Origin of the sequence: Nocardia sp. NPDC024068 (genome assembly GCF_040638875.1) — a bacterium.
Lineage (GTDB): Bacteria > Actinomycetota > Actinomycetes > Mycobacteriales > Mycobacteriaceae > Nocardia.
The window spans coordinates 37,893-53,182 of sequence record NZ_JBEZYU010000038.1 but is presented as its reverse complement, the minus strand read 5'-3'; the positions used below and the strand labels follow the sequence as shown (position 1 = coordinate 53,182).

At 69.7% G+C, this 15,290-nt stretch carries 15 protein-coding genes; 12 read left to right on the top strand and 3 right to left on the bottom strand.

All coding sequences use genetic code 11. From position 1 onward, the window contains the following. Both AB0F41_RS23240 and acs read right to left on the bottom strand, forming a co-directional pair. A partial coding sequence (locus tag AB0F41_RS23240) for a hypothetical protein (protein ID WP_357427087.1) occupies positions 1-244 on the bottom strand: 244 nt, incomplete at its 3' end. 187 nt (positions 245-431) lie between these two features. After that, complete coding sequence (gene acs, locus AB0F41_RS23235) at positions 432-2,387, bottom strand: acetate--CoA ligase (RefSeq protein ID WP_357427085.1); 1,956 nt, start codon at positions 2,385-2,387, stop codon at positions 432-434. 238 nt (positions 2,388-2,625) lie between these two features. Between acs and AB0F41_RS23230 the strand changes: the two genes are divergently transcribed. The 5 genes from AB0F41_RS23230 to AB0F41_RS23210 are packed head-to-tail and all read left to right on the top strand — an operon-like array spanning position 2,626 to position 8,650. Then, positions 2,626-4,239: an ABC transporter substrate-binding protein gene (locus tag AB0F41_RS23230; protein ID WP_357427083.1), complete on the top strand. Its 1,614-nt coding sequence runs from the start codon at positions 2,626-2,628 to the stop codon at positions 4,237-4,239. Positions 4,240-4,279: 40 nt separating this feature from the next. Further along, a complete protein-coding gene (locus tag AB0F41_RS23225) occupies positions 4,280-5,206 on the top strand; it encodes an ABC transporter permease (RefSeq protein WP_357427081.1) in 927 nt (308 codons plus the stop codon). A gap of 14 nt (positions 5,207-5,220) precedes the next feature. Further along, positions 5,221-6,183 (top strand): ABC transporter permease, encoded by a 963-nt coding sequence (locus AB0F41_RS23220; protein ID WP_357427079.1) that lies wholly within the window; start codon positions 5,221-5,223, stop codon positions 6,181-6,183. 23 nt (positions 6,184-6,206) lie between these two features. Further along, positions 6,207-7,850 (top strand): ABC transporter ATP-binding protein, encoded by a 1,644-nt coding sequence (locus AB0F41_RS23215; protein WP_357427077.1) that lies wholly within the window; start codon positions 6,207-6,209, stop codon positions 7,848-7,850. 53 nt (positions 7,851-7,903) lie between these two features. Beyond that, on the top strand, positions 7,904-8,650 hold the full coding sequence (locus tag AB0F41_RS23210; protein ID WP_357427075.1) for an oxidoreductase: 747 nt from the start codon (positions 7,904-7,906) through the stop codon (positions 8,648-8,650). Positions 8,651-9,106: 456 nt separating this feature from the next. Here the strand turns inward: AB0F41_RS23210 and AB0F41_RS23205 are convergent, their stop codons facing one another. Continuing rightward, positions 9,107-9,940 (bottom strand): HAD-IB family hydrolase, encoded by an 834-nt coding sequence (locus AB0F41_RS23205; protein WP_357427073.1) that lies wholly within the window; start codon positions 9,938-9,940, stop codon positions 9,107-9,109. A 384-nt stretch (positions 9,941-10,324) separates the two neighbouring features. On the opposite strand from AB0F41_RS23205, the gene ssd reads away from it, so the two are divergent. The 7 genes from ssd (at position 10,325) to AB0F41_RS23170 (ending at position 15,263) form a co-directional block, all read left to right on the top strand. Beyond that, the gene (ssd, locus tag AB0F41_RS23200; RefSeq protein ID WP_357427071.1) at positions 10,325-11,431 is read left to right on the top strand and encodes a septum site-determining protein Ssd; all 1,107 of its coding nucleotides are present in this window, start codon (positions 10,325-10,327) and stop codon (positions 11,429-11,431) included. Continuing rightward, positions 11,428-12,630 (top strand): TadA family conjugal transfer-associated ATPase, encoded by a 1,203-nt coding sequence (locus tag AB0F41_RS23195; protein ID WP_357427069.1) that lies wholly within the window; start codon positions 11,428-11,430, stop codon positions 12,628-12,630. The genes ssd and AB0F41_RS23195 overlap by 4 nt, the downstream gene beginning before the upstream one ends. A gap of 65 nt (positions 12,631-12,695) precedes the next feature. Further along, positions 12,696-13,445, top strand: coding sequence for a hypothetical protein (locus AB0F41_RS23190; RefSeq protein ID WP_357427095.1), 750 nt, complete (start codon positions 12,696-12,698; stop codon positions 13,443-13,445). Further along, entirely contained in the window at positions 13,442-14,038 is a 597-nt protein-coding gene (locus AB0F41_RS23185) for a type II secretion system F family protein (protein ID WP_357427067.1), read from the top strand. The genes AB0F41_RS23190 and AB0F41_RS23185 overlap by 4 nt, the downstream gene beginning before the upstream one ends. Positions 14,039-14,152: 114 nt before the next feature. Then, entirely contained in the window at positions 14,153-14,353 is a 201-nt protein-coding gene (locus AB0F41_RS23180) for a DUF4244 domain-containing protein (protein WP_357427093.1), read from the top strand. 143 nt (positions 14,354-14,496) lie between these two features. Beyond that, on the top strand, positions 14,497-14,841 hold the full coding sequence (locus AB0F41_RS23175) for a TadE family type IV pilus minor pilin (protein ID WP_357427091.1): 345 nt from the start codon (positions 14,497-14,499) through the stop codon (positions 14,839-14,841). 74 nt (positions 14,842-14,915) lie between these two features. Next, the gene (locus AB0F41_RS23170; protein ID WP_357427065.1) at positions 14,916-15,263 is read left to right on the top strand and encodes an Rv3654c family TadE-like protein; all 348 of its coding nucleotides are present in this window, start codon (positions 14,916-14,918) and stop codon (positions 15,261-15,263) included. Positions 15,264-15,290: the final 27 nt, after the last annotated feature.

Below are 15,290 nucleotides of genomic sequence, written 5' to 3'. Positions count from 1 at the left end.
CCTGCCCCACCTTGGCGGGCAAGGTCACCTGCCCCACCTTGGCGGGCAAGGTCACCTGCCCCACCTTGGCGGGCAAGGTCACCTGCCCCACCTTGGCGGGCAAGGTCACCTGTCCCACCTTGGCGGGCAAGGTCACCTGTCCCACCTTGGCGGGCAAGGTCACCTGTCCCACCTTGGCGGGCAAGGTCACCTGTCCCACCTTGGCGAGCAAGGTCACCTGCCCCACCTTCGCGAGCAACGTCACCTCCCCACCTTCAAAAGCAACCCTGCTCAACACCTGAGCAGGTTCCGCGATCATGTAAGTGCTCAAAGGCCGCGACCTATGGCCGGTGCGCGCACACCGCCCCCGAACCGGGCGGCCCCCGCCCACAGAATGCGACCGTCCGGACGGTCCGAACATTCGCGTGGACGCGCGCCCGATGCGGGTTCGGTCAGTCAGAGCTACCCGCGCGGATGTTCTCGAAGACCTTCGGGTCCACCAGAGTGGAGGTGTCACCCAACTCCCGGCCCTCCGCCACATCGCGCAGCAGCCGCCGCATGATCTTGCCGCTGCGGGTTTTGGGCAGCTCCGGCACCACATGGATTTCCCGGGGGCGCGCGATCGGGCTGATCTCGCGCGCCACTTCGGCCTTCAGTTCGTCGACCATGGCCTGTCCGGTGTCGGTGGCGTCCGAGGCCAGGATCACGAAGGCCACGATGCCCTGTCCGGTGGTGTCGTCGGTGGCCCCGACCACCGCCGCCTCGGCGACACCCGCGTGCCCGACCAGGGCCGATTCCACCTCGGCGGTGGAGATCCGATGCCCGGATACGTTCATGACATCGTCGACGCGGCCCAGCACCCAGAGATCGCCGTTGACGTCGAGCTTCGCTCCGTCCCCGGCGAAGTACCAGCCCTGCGCGGCGAAACGCTCCCAGTAGGTGGCCCGGTAGCGGTCCATATCGCCCCAGATACCGCGCAGCATGGACGGCCACGGCTGGTCCAGCACCAGGTAGCCGTTGGCCTCGGTTTCGCCGTGGCGTACCTCGTTGCCGTCCTCGTCCACGACGGTGGCCGAAATGCCCGGCAGCGGGGTCATCGCGGCGCCCGGTTTGGTGGCGGTGACCCCGGGCAGCGGGGAGATCATGATGGCGCCGGTTTCGGTCTGCCACCAGGTGTCGACGATCGGGGCGGCGCCGCCGCCGATGACGTCGCGGTACCACCGCCACGCCTCCGGGTTGATCGGCTCGCCCACCGAACCGAGCAGGCGGACCGTGGACAGGTCGTGGGCGTCGGGGATCTGCCGTCCCCATTTCATGAAGGTGCGGACCAGCGTGGGCGCGGTGTAGTAGATCGTGACGCCGTACTTCTCGATGATCTGCCAGTGCCGGTGTTCGTCGGGGAAGTTCGGGGTGCCCTCGTACAGCACCTGGGTGGCGCCGTTGGCCAGCGGACCGTAGACGATGTAGCTGTGCCCGGTCACCCAGCCGACATCGGCGGTGCACCAGTAGATATCGGTCTCCGGTTTGTGGTCGAACACCACGCGATGCGTGTAGCTGGTCTGGGTCAGGTATCCGCCGCTGGTGTGCAGGATGCCCTTCGGTTTCCCGGTGGTGCCCGAGGTGTAGAGGATGAACAGGGGGTGTTCGGCGTCGAAGGCCTCGGCCTCGTGGGCGGGATCGGCCGCGGCGACGGTTTCGTGCCACCACAGGTCCCGGCCCTCGGTCCAGGCCACCTCCGTCCCGGTCCGGCGCACCACCAGCACGTGCTCCACGCTGGACGGAACGTCTCCGTGCGCGAACAGCGCCTCGTCGACCGCTTCCTTCAAGGGGGCGGCGGTACCACGCCGCCACTGGCCGTCGGTGGTGATGACCAGGCGCGCTTCGGCGTCGTCGATCCGCTGCCGCAGCGCGGTCGGGGAGAACCCGGCGAAGACCAGCGAATGCGGCAGACCCAGCCGGGCGCAGGCCAGCATCGCCACGACGGTCTCCGGGATCATCGGCATATAGATGGCGACCCGGTCGCCCGCTGTCAGCCCGAGCGAGGTCAGGTAGTTGGCGGCGCGGCCGACCTCGGCCAGCAGATCGGAATAGGTGATCGTGCGGGAGTCGCCGGGCTCGCCTTCCCAGTGCAGGGCGACCTTGTCGCCGCGGCCTTCGAGGACATGGCGGTCCACACAGTTGTAGGCGACATTGAGGCGGCCACCGACGAACCATTTCGCCACCGGCGCGTCACTCCAGTCGAGCACCTGGTTCCAGGGCTCGTGCCAGTGCAACCGATCGGCCTGCTCGGCCCAGAATCCGTCGCGATCCTGCGCGGCCCGCTCGTATACAGCGGCGTCCACATTGGCCGCGGCCGCGAACTCCGCGCTCGGCGGGTAGGCGTCCGGGTGATCGGCGGTTTCGGTCATCTGAGTCACTTCCTTCGCGTTACCTGCACCATATGGGGCCAACTGTGACCCTAAACGCTCCTCTGTCCGGCCGCGGGAATCCCTGGATGAAAGGCAGCCGAGGTGGGGTGAACGGCAGCCGGGAGCCGACGAACGGTCGCCGCGGCGGCGACTCCGGCATCCGGTGCGGGCCGCGGAAGTCGCGCGCAGCACGCCGAGTGCCGATATCCTCGGCACACCGACGACACGGGGAGGGTGTGTGAGGGCAGCGTTCTGGTCGCTCTGGGCCGTGGGACTGGTGCTGATCCTGGCCGCCGTGACGGTGCTGCCCGCCTGCACCGTGACGCCGGCGCTCGGCGATTCCATCGCGGTCAACGGGTCGGAACCACAGAATCCGCTGGTCCCGTCGAATACCAACGAGAACGGCGGCGGCCGGATCGTCGATCGGCTGTTCGCGGGGCTGCGCCGGATCGCGGCGGACGGCAGCCTGCACGACGAGGTGGCCGAATCCATCGAAACCGATGATCAGCAGCACTACCGGATCCGGCTGAAACCCGGGTGGACGTTTTCCGACGGATCACCGGTGACCTCCCGGTCCTTCGTCGACGCGTGGAACTACGGCGCCTTGGTGACCCACGCGCAATTGCAGAGCTACACCTATGCGCCGATCGTGGGTTTCGACGATCTGCAGACCGATCCGCCACGCGCGCAGGCCATGTCGGGGTTGCGGGTGCTCGACGATCTCACCTTCACCGTCACGTTGACCGAACCCACCATCGATTTCCGCACCCGGCTCGCCTACGCGCCCTACTATCCGCTGCCCGCCGCGGCGTTCACGGATATGGAATCGTTCGGGCAGCATCCGATCGGAAACGGCCCCTACCGGTTCGCCGGACCCGATGCCTGGCAGCACGATGTGAAACTGGATCTCGTGCCGAACGAGCGGTACCCCGGCGACCGCCCGGCCCGGAACAAGGGCCTGACCTTCGTCTTCTACGCCGATTTCGATGCCGCCTACGCCGATCTGCTCGCCGGCAATCTCGACGTACTGGATACGTTGCCCACCAGCGCGCTCACCGTCGCGCACGCCGATCTCGGTGACCGGGCGGTGCAGGCGGCCACCGCCAAGAATCAGTGGATCGGCACCCAGCCCGGGCTCCCGCATTTCGGTGGTGAGGAAGGCCGGTTGCGGCGCCACGCCATATCGATGGCGATCCAGCGGCAGGCCATCGGGGACAAGATCTTCCGCGGCACCCGCGCCCCGGCCCGCGACTACACCTCCAGCGTGCTACCCGGTTTCGACGGGAACCTACCGGGCGCGGAGGTGCTCGAATACAACCCCGACGAGGCCCGCCGGCTGTGGGCGAAGGCGGACGAGATCTCCCCGTGGAGTGGCCGGTTCGAGATCGCCTACAACGCCGACGGCGACCATCAGGCCTGGGTGGACGCGGTCGCGAACAGTATCAAGAACACCCTCGGGATCGAGGCCGTCGGCGCGGCCTATCCGACCTTCAAACAGTTGCGCGACCAGATCACCACGCGCACGGTCGGCAAGGCCTTCCGGTCGGGATGGCAGGGCGACTACCCGACCATGCTCCAGTTCCTGGAACCGTCGTTCCTGGGCAACTCCGAAACCAACGACTTCGGCTACCGCAACCCGGAATTCGACGCGCTCATCGCCGCCGCGGAGGCGGCGCCGACCGAACCCGAATCGTGGAAGCTGGTGGCCCGGGCGCAGACGGTGCTGCTGCGCGATATGCCCACCATCCCGATCTTCGACTACGTGAACTCTTCCGGATACTCGGAGCGGGTCGGCGGGGTCGTGTTCGGCTGGAACGGGATGGCCGACTTCGAGAACCTCGAATTGATATGACGGCCGGATACCGTTCGCGTCCCGACCTCGAGGAGACCCCATGGCCTGGTATGTAGTGCGCCGCCTGCTGCAGATGGTCCCGGTGTTCTTCGGTGCGACGCTGCTCGTCTACTACCTGATCTACAAGGTGTCGGGTGGTTCGGTGGCCGCGCTCGCCGGTGACCGGACACTCACGCCCGCGCTGGAGGAACAGCTGCGCGCCCGATACCACCTGGACCGCTCGTTCCTGGTCCAGTACTTCTACTACCTGAAGGGCATCTTCACCTTCGACCTCGGCACGTCGTTCTCGGGGCGGCCGATCAAAGACGAACTCGCGCGGGCCTTCCCGATCACCATCCGTCTCGCGATCCTGGCGCTGCTGTTCGAGGCGGTGTTCGGGGTTCTGTTCGGGGCGCTGGCCGGGTTGCGTAAAGGGAAGCTCTTCGATTCGACCATGCTGGTGCTGAGCCTGATAGTGATCGCGGTACCGGTTTTCGTCATCGGTTTCCTCGCCCAGTACCTGCTGGGTGTCGAATGGGGGATAGCGCCGGTAACGGTCGGCGCCGACGCGAGCTGGAGCCGGTTGGTGGTGCCCGCGATGGTGCTCGCTTCGCTCTCGTTCGCCTACGTGCTGCGGTTGACCCGCAACGCGGTCGCCGAGAACCGCGACGCCGACTATGTCCGTACGGCGACCGCGAAGGGCCTGCCGCGGCGGCGGGTGGTGCCGGTCCACATCCTGCGCAACTCGCTGATACCGGTGGTCACCTTCCTCGGCGCGGACCTGGGCGCGCTGATGGGCGGGGCCATCGTGACCGAGGGCATCTTCAATATTCCCGGCGTCGGCGGCACCCTCTATCAGGCCGTGGTGCGGGGTGAGGCGCCGACCGTGGTCTCGTTCGTGACGGTGCTGATCGTGGTGTTCCTACTCGCCAACCTCCTCGTCGACCTGCTCTACGCACTGCTCGACCCGCGGATTCGCTATGCCTGAACAGGAGTGCGGTCATGTCCGATGAGTTCTCCGCCGGCGGGCTGCGGCCGGACCGGCAGCGCTGGGCCGCCCCGCCGGACGCGGTGACGGTCGAGACCACCGACCGGGTGCGGGTCGCGGGTTCGCCGCGGGGGTTCTGGGGTCAGGCCTGGCGCGCGCTGCGGCGTAACCCGCTGTTCCTGATCTCGGCGGCGCTGATCGTCCTGGTACTGCTGGTCGCGGCTTTCCCCGGACTGTTCACCGATCAGGACCCGCGCTACTGCGTGGTGGACAACAGCCTGCTGCCGCCGAGTTCGGCGCACTGGTTCGGGTTCGATCTGCAGGGCTGTGATGTCTACGCGCGCACCATCTACGGGGCGCGCGCGTCGATACTCACCGGCGTCGGCGCGGCTTCGCTGTTCGTGCTGATCGGTGCGACGGTGGGGGCGCTGGCCGGTTATTACGGCGGCCTGCTCGATTCGGTGATCTCGCGCGTCGCGGAGATCGTTTTCGCGATCCCGCTCATGCTGGCGGCGATCGTGCTCATGCAGCTCTCCGAACAGCGCACCATCTGGCTGGTGATCGTCATCATGGCCGGTTTCACCTGGCCGCAGGCCGCGCGGATCGCCCGCGGTTCGGTGATCGCGGCGAAGAACAACGAATACGTGCCGGCGGCGCGGGCGCTGGGGGCGTCGCGGTTCGCCGTCCTGCTGCGTCATGTGCTGCCGAATTCGCTGGGCCCGGTGATCGTGGTGACCACCATCTGGCTGGGTGTTTTCATCACCACCGAGGCGACACTGTCGTTCCTCGGGGTCGGCCTGCCACCCACCGAGGTCTCCTGGGGCGCCGATATCGCGACCGGCCAGCAGCAGTTGCGCGGCGGCTCGCTGATCCTGTTCTATCCGGCGACCGCGCTGGCGCTGACCGTGCTCAGTTTCATCATGCTCGGTGACGCGCTCGGTGACGCCATCGACCCGAAGTCCAGGGCGGCCCGGTGACCACGCCGGAACAGGAGGCGGCCATGAGTGCCGGGACGGAGAACGAGACCCCGCTGCTGGAGATCCGCGACCTGCGTATCGCTTTCGGCTCCGGGGAGCAGCGGGTGGACGCCGTGCGCGGAGTCGATCTGTCCGTGTATCCCGGCGAAACCGTCGCGGTGGTCGGCGAGAGCGGGTCCGGGAAATCGACCACCGCGCTCGCGGCCCTCGGCCTGCTGCCGCCGGGTGGGCGGATCGTCGGGGGCAGCGTCCGGTTCGAGGGCGTGGAACTGGTGGGCGCCCCGGAGTCCCGGCTGGTCGGATTGCGCGGCACCGAGGTCGGCTTCGTCCCACAGGACCCGATGTCCAATCTCGATCCGGTCTACAAGATCGGCTTCCAGCTCCGGGAAACACTTGCCGCCAACGGGATCGCTCGCGGTCGGGAGGCTCGTGAGCGGTCGGTCGAGGTCTTGCGCGCCGCGGGAGTCTCCGATCCGGAACTCCGGCTCGGGCAGTATCCGCATGAGCTGTCGGGCGGTCTGCGCCAGCGCGCGCTCATCGCGATGGCGCTGTCCGGGCGGCCGGCCCTGCTCATCGCCGACGAACCGACCTCCGCGCTGGACGTCACGGTCCAGCGCCGCATCCTCGACCATATCGCCGAGCTCACCGGAGAATTCGGTACGGCGATGCTGCTCATCACCCACGATCTCGCCCTGGCGGCCGAACGCGCGGAACACCTGGTGGTGATGTACCGGGGCCGGATCGTGGAATCCGGCCCGGCCCTGGACCTGCTGCGCGACCCGCGGCACGAGTACACCCGCCGGCTCGTCGAGTCGGCGCCGTCTCGCACCGCGGTCCGGCGCACCGATCGGGACCGGAAGCCGCCGGGGGAGGAGCCGATCCTGGTGGCGGATAAGCTCACCAAGCGCTACCGCCTCCGTGGTTCGGCGCCGTGGCGGTCCCGGGAATCGACGGCCGCCGAGGATATTTCGTTCACGCTGCGCCGCGGTGGCACCACCGCGCTGGTCGGTGAATCGGGGTCCGGGAAGTCCACGGTCGCTCAGCTCGTGCTCGGACTGCTGGAACCCACCTCGGGTTCGGTCCTCTTCGACGGCACCGATATCGCCCGCCTGGGCCGCCGGGAACAGATCCGGTTCCGGTCCCGGGTGCAGCCGATCTTCCAGAACCCGTACGGCTCACTCGACCCGCTGTACTCGATCCACCGCTGTATCGCCGAACCACTGCGGATCCACGGCATCGGCACCCGTGCCGAACGCGAGGCCCGGGTGCGCGAACTGCTGGACCAGGTGGCACTGCCGAGTGCGGTGCTCGACCGCTATCCCAGCGAACTCTCCGGCGGGCAGCGGCAGCGGGTCGCCATCGCCCGCGCGCTGGCGCTGGAACCGGAACTGCTGGTCTGTGACGAGGCGGTTTCGGCCCTGGACGTGCTCGTCCAGGCGAATATCCTCGATCTGCTCACCCGGCTGCAGGACGAACTGGGGCTGACCTATCTGTTCATCACCCACGATCTCGCGGTGGTGCGGCAGATCGCCGACGACGTGCTGGTGATGCACAACGGGCGGATCGTCGAGGCCGCGCCGACCACGGAGATCTTCGAATCCCCGCGCGAGGAGTACACCCGCCGGCTGCTCGCCGCCATCCCCGGCCGCGACCTGCCCGTGGCGTGATCGGGGGACCGGTCCGCCGGGGCCCGCGGCCCTTCGCAGTAGCCTGCTAACTCGTGACCGATCCGCTCGCGCCTCTCACCGACCTGCCCGGTGTCCGGGCCGCCGCCGACAAGGCCCGCGACGCGCTGGCCGAGGTACACCGGCATCGCGCCAACCGGCGTGGGTGGGCCACCACCGCCGCCGAGGCCTCGGTGCGGGCCGCCCGTTCCTCCGCCGCGCTGGAGGGCGGCGGGACGACCATGCCCGCCGAAGGGGAGCCCGCCGACCCCATCCTGGCGGGGGCGCTGCGGGTAGGCCAGGCGCTGGACGGGGACGCGCTGCGCAATATGGTCGGAGTATGGCAGCGGGCGCCGCTGCAGGCATTGGCGCGACTGCATCTGCTGGCCGCCGCGGATCTGGTCGCCGACGAAACCGGACTGGGCCGGCCACGCGTGGACGAGGGGGTGGCGCAGCGGCTCGATGTGCTGTCGCAGACCCTGCTGGCCACCTCGGTGCCCGCCCCGGTCACGGCCGCGGTGGTGCACGGCGAGTTGCTGACCTTGAAACCGTTCGGGTCGGCCGACGGAGTGGTCGCCCGTGCCGCGTCGCGACTGGTCACGGTGTCCAGTGGCCTGGACCTGCGGGCGCTGGGGGTACCGGAGGTGTTCTGGATGCGACGTCGGCAGGCCTATCTGGACGCCGCGGCCGGCTTCGGTAGCGGGACCGCCGACGGAGTGGGTGGCTGGGTGATCTTCTGTTGCGGCGCACTCGAAGACGGCGCTCGTGAAGCGACATCCATCGCGGACTCGGCGCCGGGCTGACGACCGGTGGCTCCCACGGCCGGCGAACCTGTTCCGCACATCAAAGCGGGCGGCGTGGTCTGTCGACCTCGCCGCCCGCTAGCACGGAACACCCGGTTACCATGCGTGCTGATTGGGGTTGTGTTCTCCGGCCTCGGCGTTCCTCCGGGCTCCGCAGCAGCTCATCCCCGCAGCTATGCGAGGCCATCGCCGGCAGCGGACCGGATTTCGCAGGCCCACAACGCTTCTGCCCTTGTCGCGGCGAGCTCCGCGTGGGTGCCTGGCGTCCGTGCTGGGAAGGATGGTCGGGAGACTGGGCCTTCTCTTCCGGCTGCGCCTTGGCCTTCCGTCCTTCCGTGTCTCCATTTCTACACTGTGAGCGCGTTCACATCAAGGCTTCCAGTGACATAACTCGACATTCGCGAACGCCCGGCACTCCCGGGAGGTATGTGCTATAAGACCAGGTCGTCGGGGTGTTCACCGGCGGCGGAGTAGCCGGTAACTCACCATGCCCGCGGCCAGCGCACTCAGTCCGACCGCGATACCGGCGGCCACCGTCTTCGACGGCGCCGGAAAGCGTGACCACAGCGAGACCGGGTTGGAGAAGCTCAGAACCGCCCAGCCGCGGGCCGTGGCCTCCCGCCGCAACGCGCGGTCGGGGTTCACCGCGGTCGGGTGTCCCACCGCCGACAGCATGGGCAGATCGGTGATCGAATCGGAATACGCGTAGCTCCGCGAGAGGTCGTAACCCTCTGCGGCCGAGAGTTTCTCGATGGCGGTGACCTTGCCCTCGCCGTAGCAGTAGAAATCGACCGCACCGGTGTATTTCCCGTCCACGACCTCCATCCGGGTCGCGGCGGTATGGGTGGCGCCCAGCGCCTCGGCGATAGGGGCCACGACCTCCTCGCCGGAGGCCGAGACGATGACCACATCGTGGCCACGGATGCGGTGATCGGCGATCAGATCGACCGCCTCGGCGTAGATCAGCGGATCCACGAGTTCGTGCAGCGTCTCGGCGACGATCGACCGGATCTGGGCGACATCCCAGCCGGCGCACAAGGCGGTGAGATGGGCGCGCATCCGCTCCATCTGATCGTGGTCGGCGCCCGAGAGCAGGAACATGAAATGCGCGTAGCTGCTCTCCAGAACAGCGCGCCGGTTTATCAGTCCTTGATCGAAGAACGGTTTGCTGAATACGAAGGTGCTCGACCTGGCTATCACCGTCTTGTCCAGGTCGAAGAACGCGGCGACGCGGCCGTTCTCGCGGTGCCGATCGCCGGTGAGTGGTGTCGTTTTGCCGGAGCCAGTCACCGGTCCAGAATAGGCATTCTCGCGTGGCGTGTCGTCACCCCGCTCTCGTCCGGGCGGAGCTGACCTGTGGTTTCGGCTGTTCGTTCGGGGCGTACGTGAGCTGTGGAACTTCTTTGACGTGAGGCTTGCGTTCCCGTCCTCGGTTGGGTGTAGTATTGCTGTCACCTGGACATGTTCCAGGCGCGTTCAGCCCGACCCCCCGGGGCTGAACCCCGACGGCCCCAGCCTCCTCCCCCCCCGGCTGGGGCCGTCCTCTATTTCCGGACAGTTGAGTTCCGGACAGGGTGGGCCGGTCCCGGGCTTTCTTTTTTCCACAACCCGCGAGTTGTCCACAATCGTCTACGCGGTGCATTTCGACCGGTGGTTCTCGACCACGCTGGCCGTATGGACCACGAATCCACCACCGCCCATCCCGGCGCCCCCGCCGTGCTGGTGCTCATCCGGGACGGCCGGCTCCGCGAGGAGGTACGGCGCGTGGCGGCCGCGGCCGGTCGCCGCCTCGACGAATACGAACCGCCCGCCGGCCGGCACGCGTGGGCGGTGGCGCCGCTCATCGTGCTCGATACCGAAGCGGCGGCGGAGTGCGCCGCCACCGGCCCGCCCCGGCGCAACGGAGTGGTCACCGTCACCGATGGCACACCCGGGCTGGCCGATTGGCAGGCGGCCGCGGTGATCGGCGCCGAGCGGGTGGTCGAGCTCCCGGGCGCCGCGGAGGAGCTCATCGAGAAGTTCGCCGAATACGCCGGGCAGCATGCCGAGGGCGGGGTCGTCGTCGCCGTGGCGGGGTGTGGGGGCGGAGCCGGCGCATCCACACTGGCGGCGGCCACAGCCCTGCGTTCGGCGACCGCGGGCTTCCGGCCGCACACCGTGCTGGTGGACGGCGTGCCACACGGTGGCGGGCTGGACCTGCTGCTCGGTATCGAGGGACTGCCCGGTCTGCGCTGGCCCGATCTGACCGTCGACGACGGCCGGGTCGCCGCCGCCGAACTACACGACGCGCTACCCGGCACCGGGGCCGGATTGTCGGTGCTCTCCTGCGGCCGGGGGACCGGCCGGACAGGCGCGATCGGGGCGGCCGCGGCGCATGCGGTGGTCGAAGCCGCCCGGCGCGCCGGGGATCTCGTCGTCTGCGATATCTCCAGCGCGCGCGGCCCGCATATCGATCGCCTCCTCGACGCCGCCGACCTCGTGGTGCTCGTGGTACCGGCGCGGTTGCGCGCGGTCGCGGCGGCCGAATCGGTCGCGCGATGGATCGCGGGGCGTAACCCGAACCAGGGTCTGGTCGTCCGGGGCCCCGCGCCCGGGAACCTGCGCGGTTACGAGATCGCGACGGTACTGGAGCTGCCGCTGCTGGCCGCGGTCCGGGCGCAACCCGGATTGGCGGCGCGACTGGAGCGCGGCGGGCTGCGGCTCCGGCGCGGTCCGCTGCGCGACGCCTGCGACGCGGTGCTCGCGGTGCTGAGCCCGCCGGGCGAGCGGAAAGCCGGATGACCGGCGGCCCGCACCACCCCGCGGCGGTCTCGGCCGAACTACTGGATCGCGTACGGGAACGCTTGGCGGGAGAATCCGCCGAACCGGATCCGTCCCGGGTCGCGGCGGCCATCCGGGCCGAAGCCGGTGGGATGCTGGGCGATACCGACCTGCTGCGCACGTTGCGCATGCTGCAGACCGAGCTCACCGGCGCCGGTGTCCTCGAACCCCTGCTCCAGGATCCACTGGTGGCCGACGTCCTGGTCACCGCCCCGGATGAAGTCTGGGTCGATCGTGGACGCGGGGTCCAGCGGACTTCGATCACCTTTCCCGATGAGGCCGCCGTCCGGCGCCTCGCGCAACGCCTCGCCCTTTCGGCCGGTCGCCGGATCGATGACGCACAGCCCTGGGTGGACGGGCAGCTGTCCGGCCGGGAACTGGTGCTGGGGGAGCATTTCGGTGTCCGGCTGCACGCCGTGCTGGCGCCGATCGCCCGCGGCGGCACCTGCCTGTCACTGCGGGTCCTGCGTCCCGCGACACAGAGTCTGGATGTACTGGCCCGCGCCGGAACCATCCCTCCCGAGGCGGAAGTCCTGCTGCGGCGGATCATCCGGGCGCGGCTTGCCTTCCTGGTGGTCGGCGGTACCGGGGCCGGCAAGACGACACTGCTGTCCGCGCTGCTCGCCGAGGTCGATCACGGCGAACGCATCATCTGCGTCGAGGACGCCGCGGAACTGGCGCCGCCGCATCCACATGTGGTCAGGCTGGTGGCCCGTCCCGCCAATATCGAAGGGGCAGGCGAGATCACGCTGCGCGACCTGGTGCGCCAGGCGCTGCGGATGCGCCCGGACCGCATCGTGGTCGGTGAGGTTCGTGGCGCCGAGGTGGTGGATCTGCTGACCGCCCTCAATACCGGCCACGACGGTGGTGCGGGCACTGTTCACGCCAACTCGCCGCGTGAGGTGCCCGCCCGGCTCGAGGCGCTCGCCGGTCTGGGCGGTCTGGATCGAGCCGCGCTACACAGTCAGCTGGCCGCCGCGGTGCAGGTCGTACTGCATGTGTGCCGGCTCGGGAACGGAACCCGGCAGTTGCGGGAAATCGGTGTGGTCAAGCGAAATACGGGCGGGCGGGTGGAGATACTGCCCGCGTGGCAGCCAGCGGGCGACGCACCCGCGGCGGCCCGGCTGGAAGCCTTGATCGAAGAAAGGTCCGGCCGGTGAACAGCGCGCACTCCGGTGGCGGGACGGTGCTCGCGCTCGTACTGGTCGCGGTAGCTCTCCTCGCGATGCCCACCGCGGCGGGGAGGAGGCGCTTCGCGTCGATATTCACCGCGCGGCCCACGCGGCGGTTTCCCCTGCACTGGCCGGCGCGTGCCGCGGCGGCCCTCGGCTGCGTGGCGGCGTTCGGTCTCGGCAGCGGAAGCCTCATGGCCGCACTACTGGTGGCGGCCACGGTCACCACGCGGGTCCGCCGAGCCCGCGCGGCACGGGTGCACCGGGCGGAGTGCGGGAATCTGCTCGACGGGTTGGAGGCCGTGATCGCGGAACTGCGCGTAGGTGCGCACCCCGGCGCGGCGGCCGCGGTCGCCGCCCGGGAAACCGCAGGTGTCGCGGCATCTGCCTTCGCGGTCGGCGCGGCCCGCAGCCGGTTGGGTGGTTCCGGCGCCGAAGGCCTCTTGCGCCCGGACTCGGTGATCGGCCCCGAACTCGTCCGCGTCGCGGACGCCTGGCGGGTCGCCGAACGCCACGGCCTGGCATTGGCCGAATTGCTCGCGGCCACGCGCGCCGACCTCTCGGCCCGGATCGCGTTTCGTAGCCGCACCGACGCCGCGCTCGCGGGCGCCCGCGCCACCGCGGCGATCCTGGCGGTGCTGCCGGTGCTGGGTATCGGGTTGGGGCAGATGATGGGCGCGAACCCACTGCGGGTGCTGTTGTTCTCCTCGCCGGGCACCTATCTGCTACCGCTGGGCACCGGCCTGGCCTGCGCCGGATTGCTGTGGGCCGATGAGATCACCCGCCGGGTGGTGCCGAGATGACAGGCGCGGCCTGGGCGTATTCCGCACTGGCGGCAGCGATTCTGCTCCTGCCACCCCGCCCGCCGGTCCTGATACGGCTCCGGACCGAGCGGTGGGCCGGCCGTGCGACGGCGCGAAAAGGCTCCGCGCAGTCCGATCCGGTGGCGATCGCGACCCTCTTCGATCTCCTGGCCGCCTGCCTCCGGGCCGGACTGCCGACGGCCTCCGCGGTACGGGCCGTGGTTCCCACCGCACCTGCCGCGCTCGGCCCACCGCTGCGCCGGGTCGCCGATCTGCTGGCGATGGGAGCCGACCCGGCCACAGCGTGGAGTTCGGCCGATCCGGATCCGGCCGCGGATTCGGACTTCGTATCACTGGCCCGGCTGGCCCGGCGATCGGCGAGATCGGGCTCGTCCCTGGCCGCCGCGGTCGGAGAACTGGCCGGCGAGCGGCGTGCCCGGGTGGAAGAGGCGGCGACCGCCCGGGCCGAACGCGCCGGCGTGCTCATCGGCGGACCGCTGGGTTTGTGCTTCCTCCCGGCCTTCATCTGTCTGGGCATCGTCCCGGTGATCATCGGCCTGGCCGGCGGGGTCCTCGGTGGGGTGCTCGGGTGAGGGCGGAGTGCGAAGGGGCCGGCGAGATGTGTCCGTACGGATCGGCCGTGCGGGCGGGAATGAAAGGGGAGACAGGTGCGGAGAGCGAAAACCGCGCGGTGGGCGCTGCAGGGGATCCGATCGGCCCGGCGGGAGACGAACGCCCGGGTACTTCGGCTGATCGTGGCGGACGAGGGGATGAGCACGGTCGAATACGCCATCGGAACCATCGCCGCGGCCGCCTTCGGCGCGGTGCTGTACACGGTGGTGACCGGCGAGAGCATCCCCGACGCGTTGACCGGCATCATCGACAAGGCACTGAACACCAGCGTCTGATGTCATCGCACCCCGCCGGGTCCGCGGTCGGGCGCGGTGGGGCGCCCGAGCCGGGCCCGGGCGGGCCCGGTGTGGCGGTCGGCCCGGGTGCGGCGGCGGCCGGGACAGTGGCAGAGCGCGTTCCGGCGTCCGGGCCCGGGCGGGTGGCGGCGCTGCGCGCGGACGGCGGCGCTGTCACCGTCGAGGCGGCCATTGCGCTCGGCGCGCTCGCCGCCGCCGTCGCGCTATGCGTGGGCGCGGTATTCGCGGCCGTCACCCAGGTGCGGTGTGTCGACGCGGCGCGGGAAGCGGCGCGCCTCGCTGCGCGTGGTGATCGGGCCGGGGCGGAACCCGCCGCCCGCCGGGTGGCGCCGGACGGTGCGGATATCTCGCTGCGCTACGAGGGTGAACGGGTGGTGGCGGTTGTTTCCGCCGACACCCCGCTGCTGCCGGTGCTCGAGTTGCGCGCCGAGGCGGTCGCGACGCTCGAACCGGGTGTGGGGTCGTGACGGCGGCGGCCGGGCCCCGGCGGCCGATCCGTCGTCGGCCCTCGTCCGGACGTCGACGGGGCGAGGAAGGGTCGGTGACCGTCACGGCGTGCTGTGGGCTGGCGGCGCTCATCGTGCTGACCGTGCTCGTGGTGCAGGTCGGCGCGGTGGTCGTGGCACGGCACCGGGTACAGGCGGCCGCCGACCTCGCGGCACTGGCCGCCGCGGGTGAATTGCGTTCCGGAGCGGACGCCGGATGTGCTGCCGCCGAATCCCTGGGACGTCGGATGAATGTGAGGGTCGAACGATGCGCGGTATCCGGTTGGGATGTCTTGATCTCGGCCGAACAAAAAGTACCGGTGGGTCCGTTCGGAGAGCGGAGTATACGAGCGGTTGCCCGGGCCGGGCCGGTGAAAGAAGAGGTCGTAATCGGAGTTCGATGAATTTTGTTAACGCCGAATATCGATATC

Coding starts and splice junctions, on each gene's coding strand:
- AB0F41_RS23190 (WP_357427095.1), top strand. CDS start 12,696: ATGCCCACCGCGGCGGGGAGGAGGCGCTTCGCGTCGATATTCACCGCG.
- AB0F41_RS23215 (WP_357427077.1), top strand. CDS start 6,207: ATGAGTGCCGGGACGGAGAACGAGACCCCGCTGCTGGAGATCCGCGAC.
- ssd (WP_357427071.1), top strand. CDS start 10,325: ATGGACCACGAATCCACCACCGCCCATCCCGGCGCCCCCGCCGTGCTG.
- AB0F41_RS23195 (WP_357427069.1), top strand. CDS start 11,428: ATGACCGGCGGCCCGCACCACCCCGCGGCGGTCTCGGCCGAACTACTG.
- AB0F41_RS23185 (WP_357427067.1), top strand. CDS start 13,442: ATGACAGGCGCGGCCTGGGCGTATTCCGCACTGGCGGCAGCGATTCTG.
- acs (WP_357427085.1), bottom strand. CDS start 2,387: ATGACCGAAACCGCCGATCACCCGGACGCCTACCCGCCGAGCGCGGAG.
- AB0F41_RS23225 (WP_357427081.1), top strand. CDS start 4,280: ATGGCCTGGTATGTAGTGCGCCGCCTGCTGCAGATGGTCCCGGTGTTC.
- AB0F41_RS23220 (WP_357427079.1), top strand. CDS start 5,221: ATGTCCGATGAGTTCTCCGCCGGCGGGCTGCGGCCGGACCGGCAGCGC.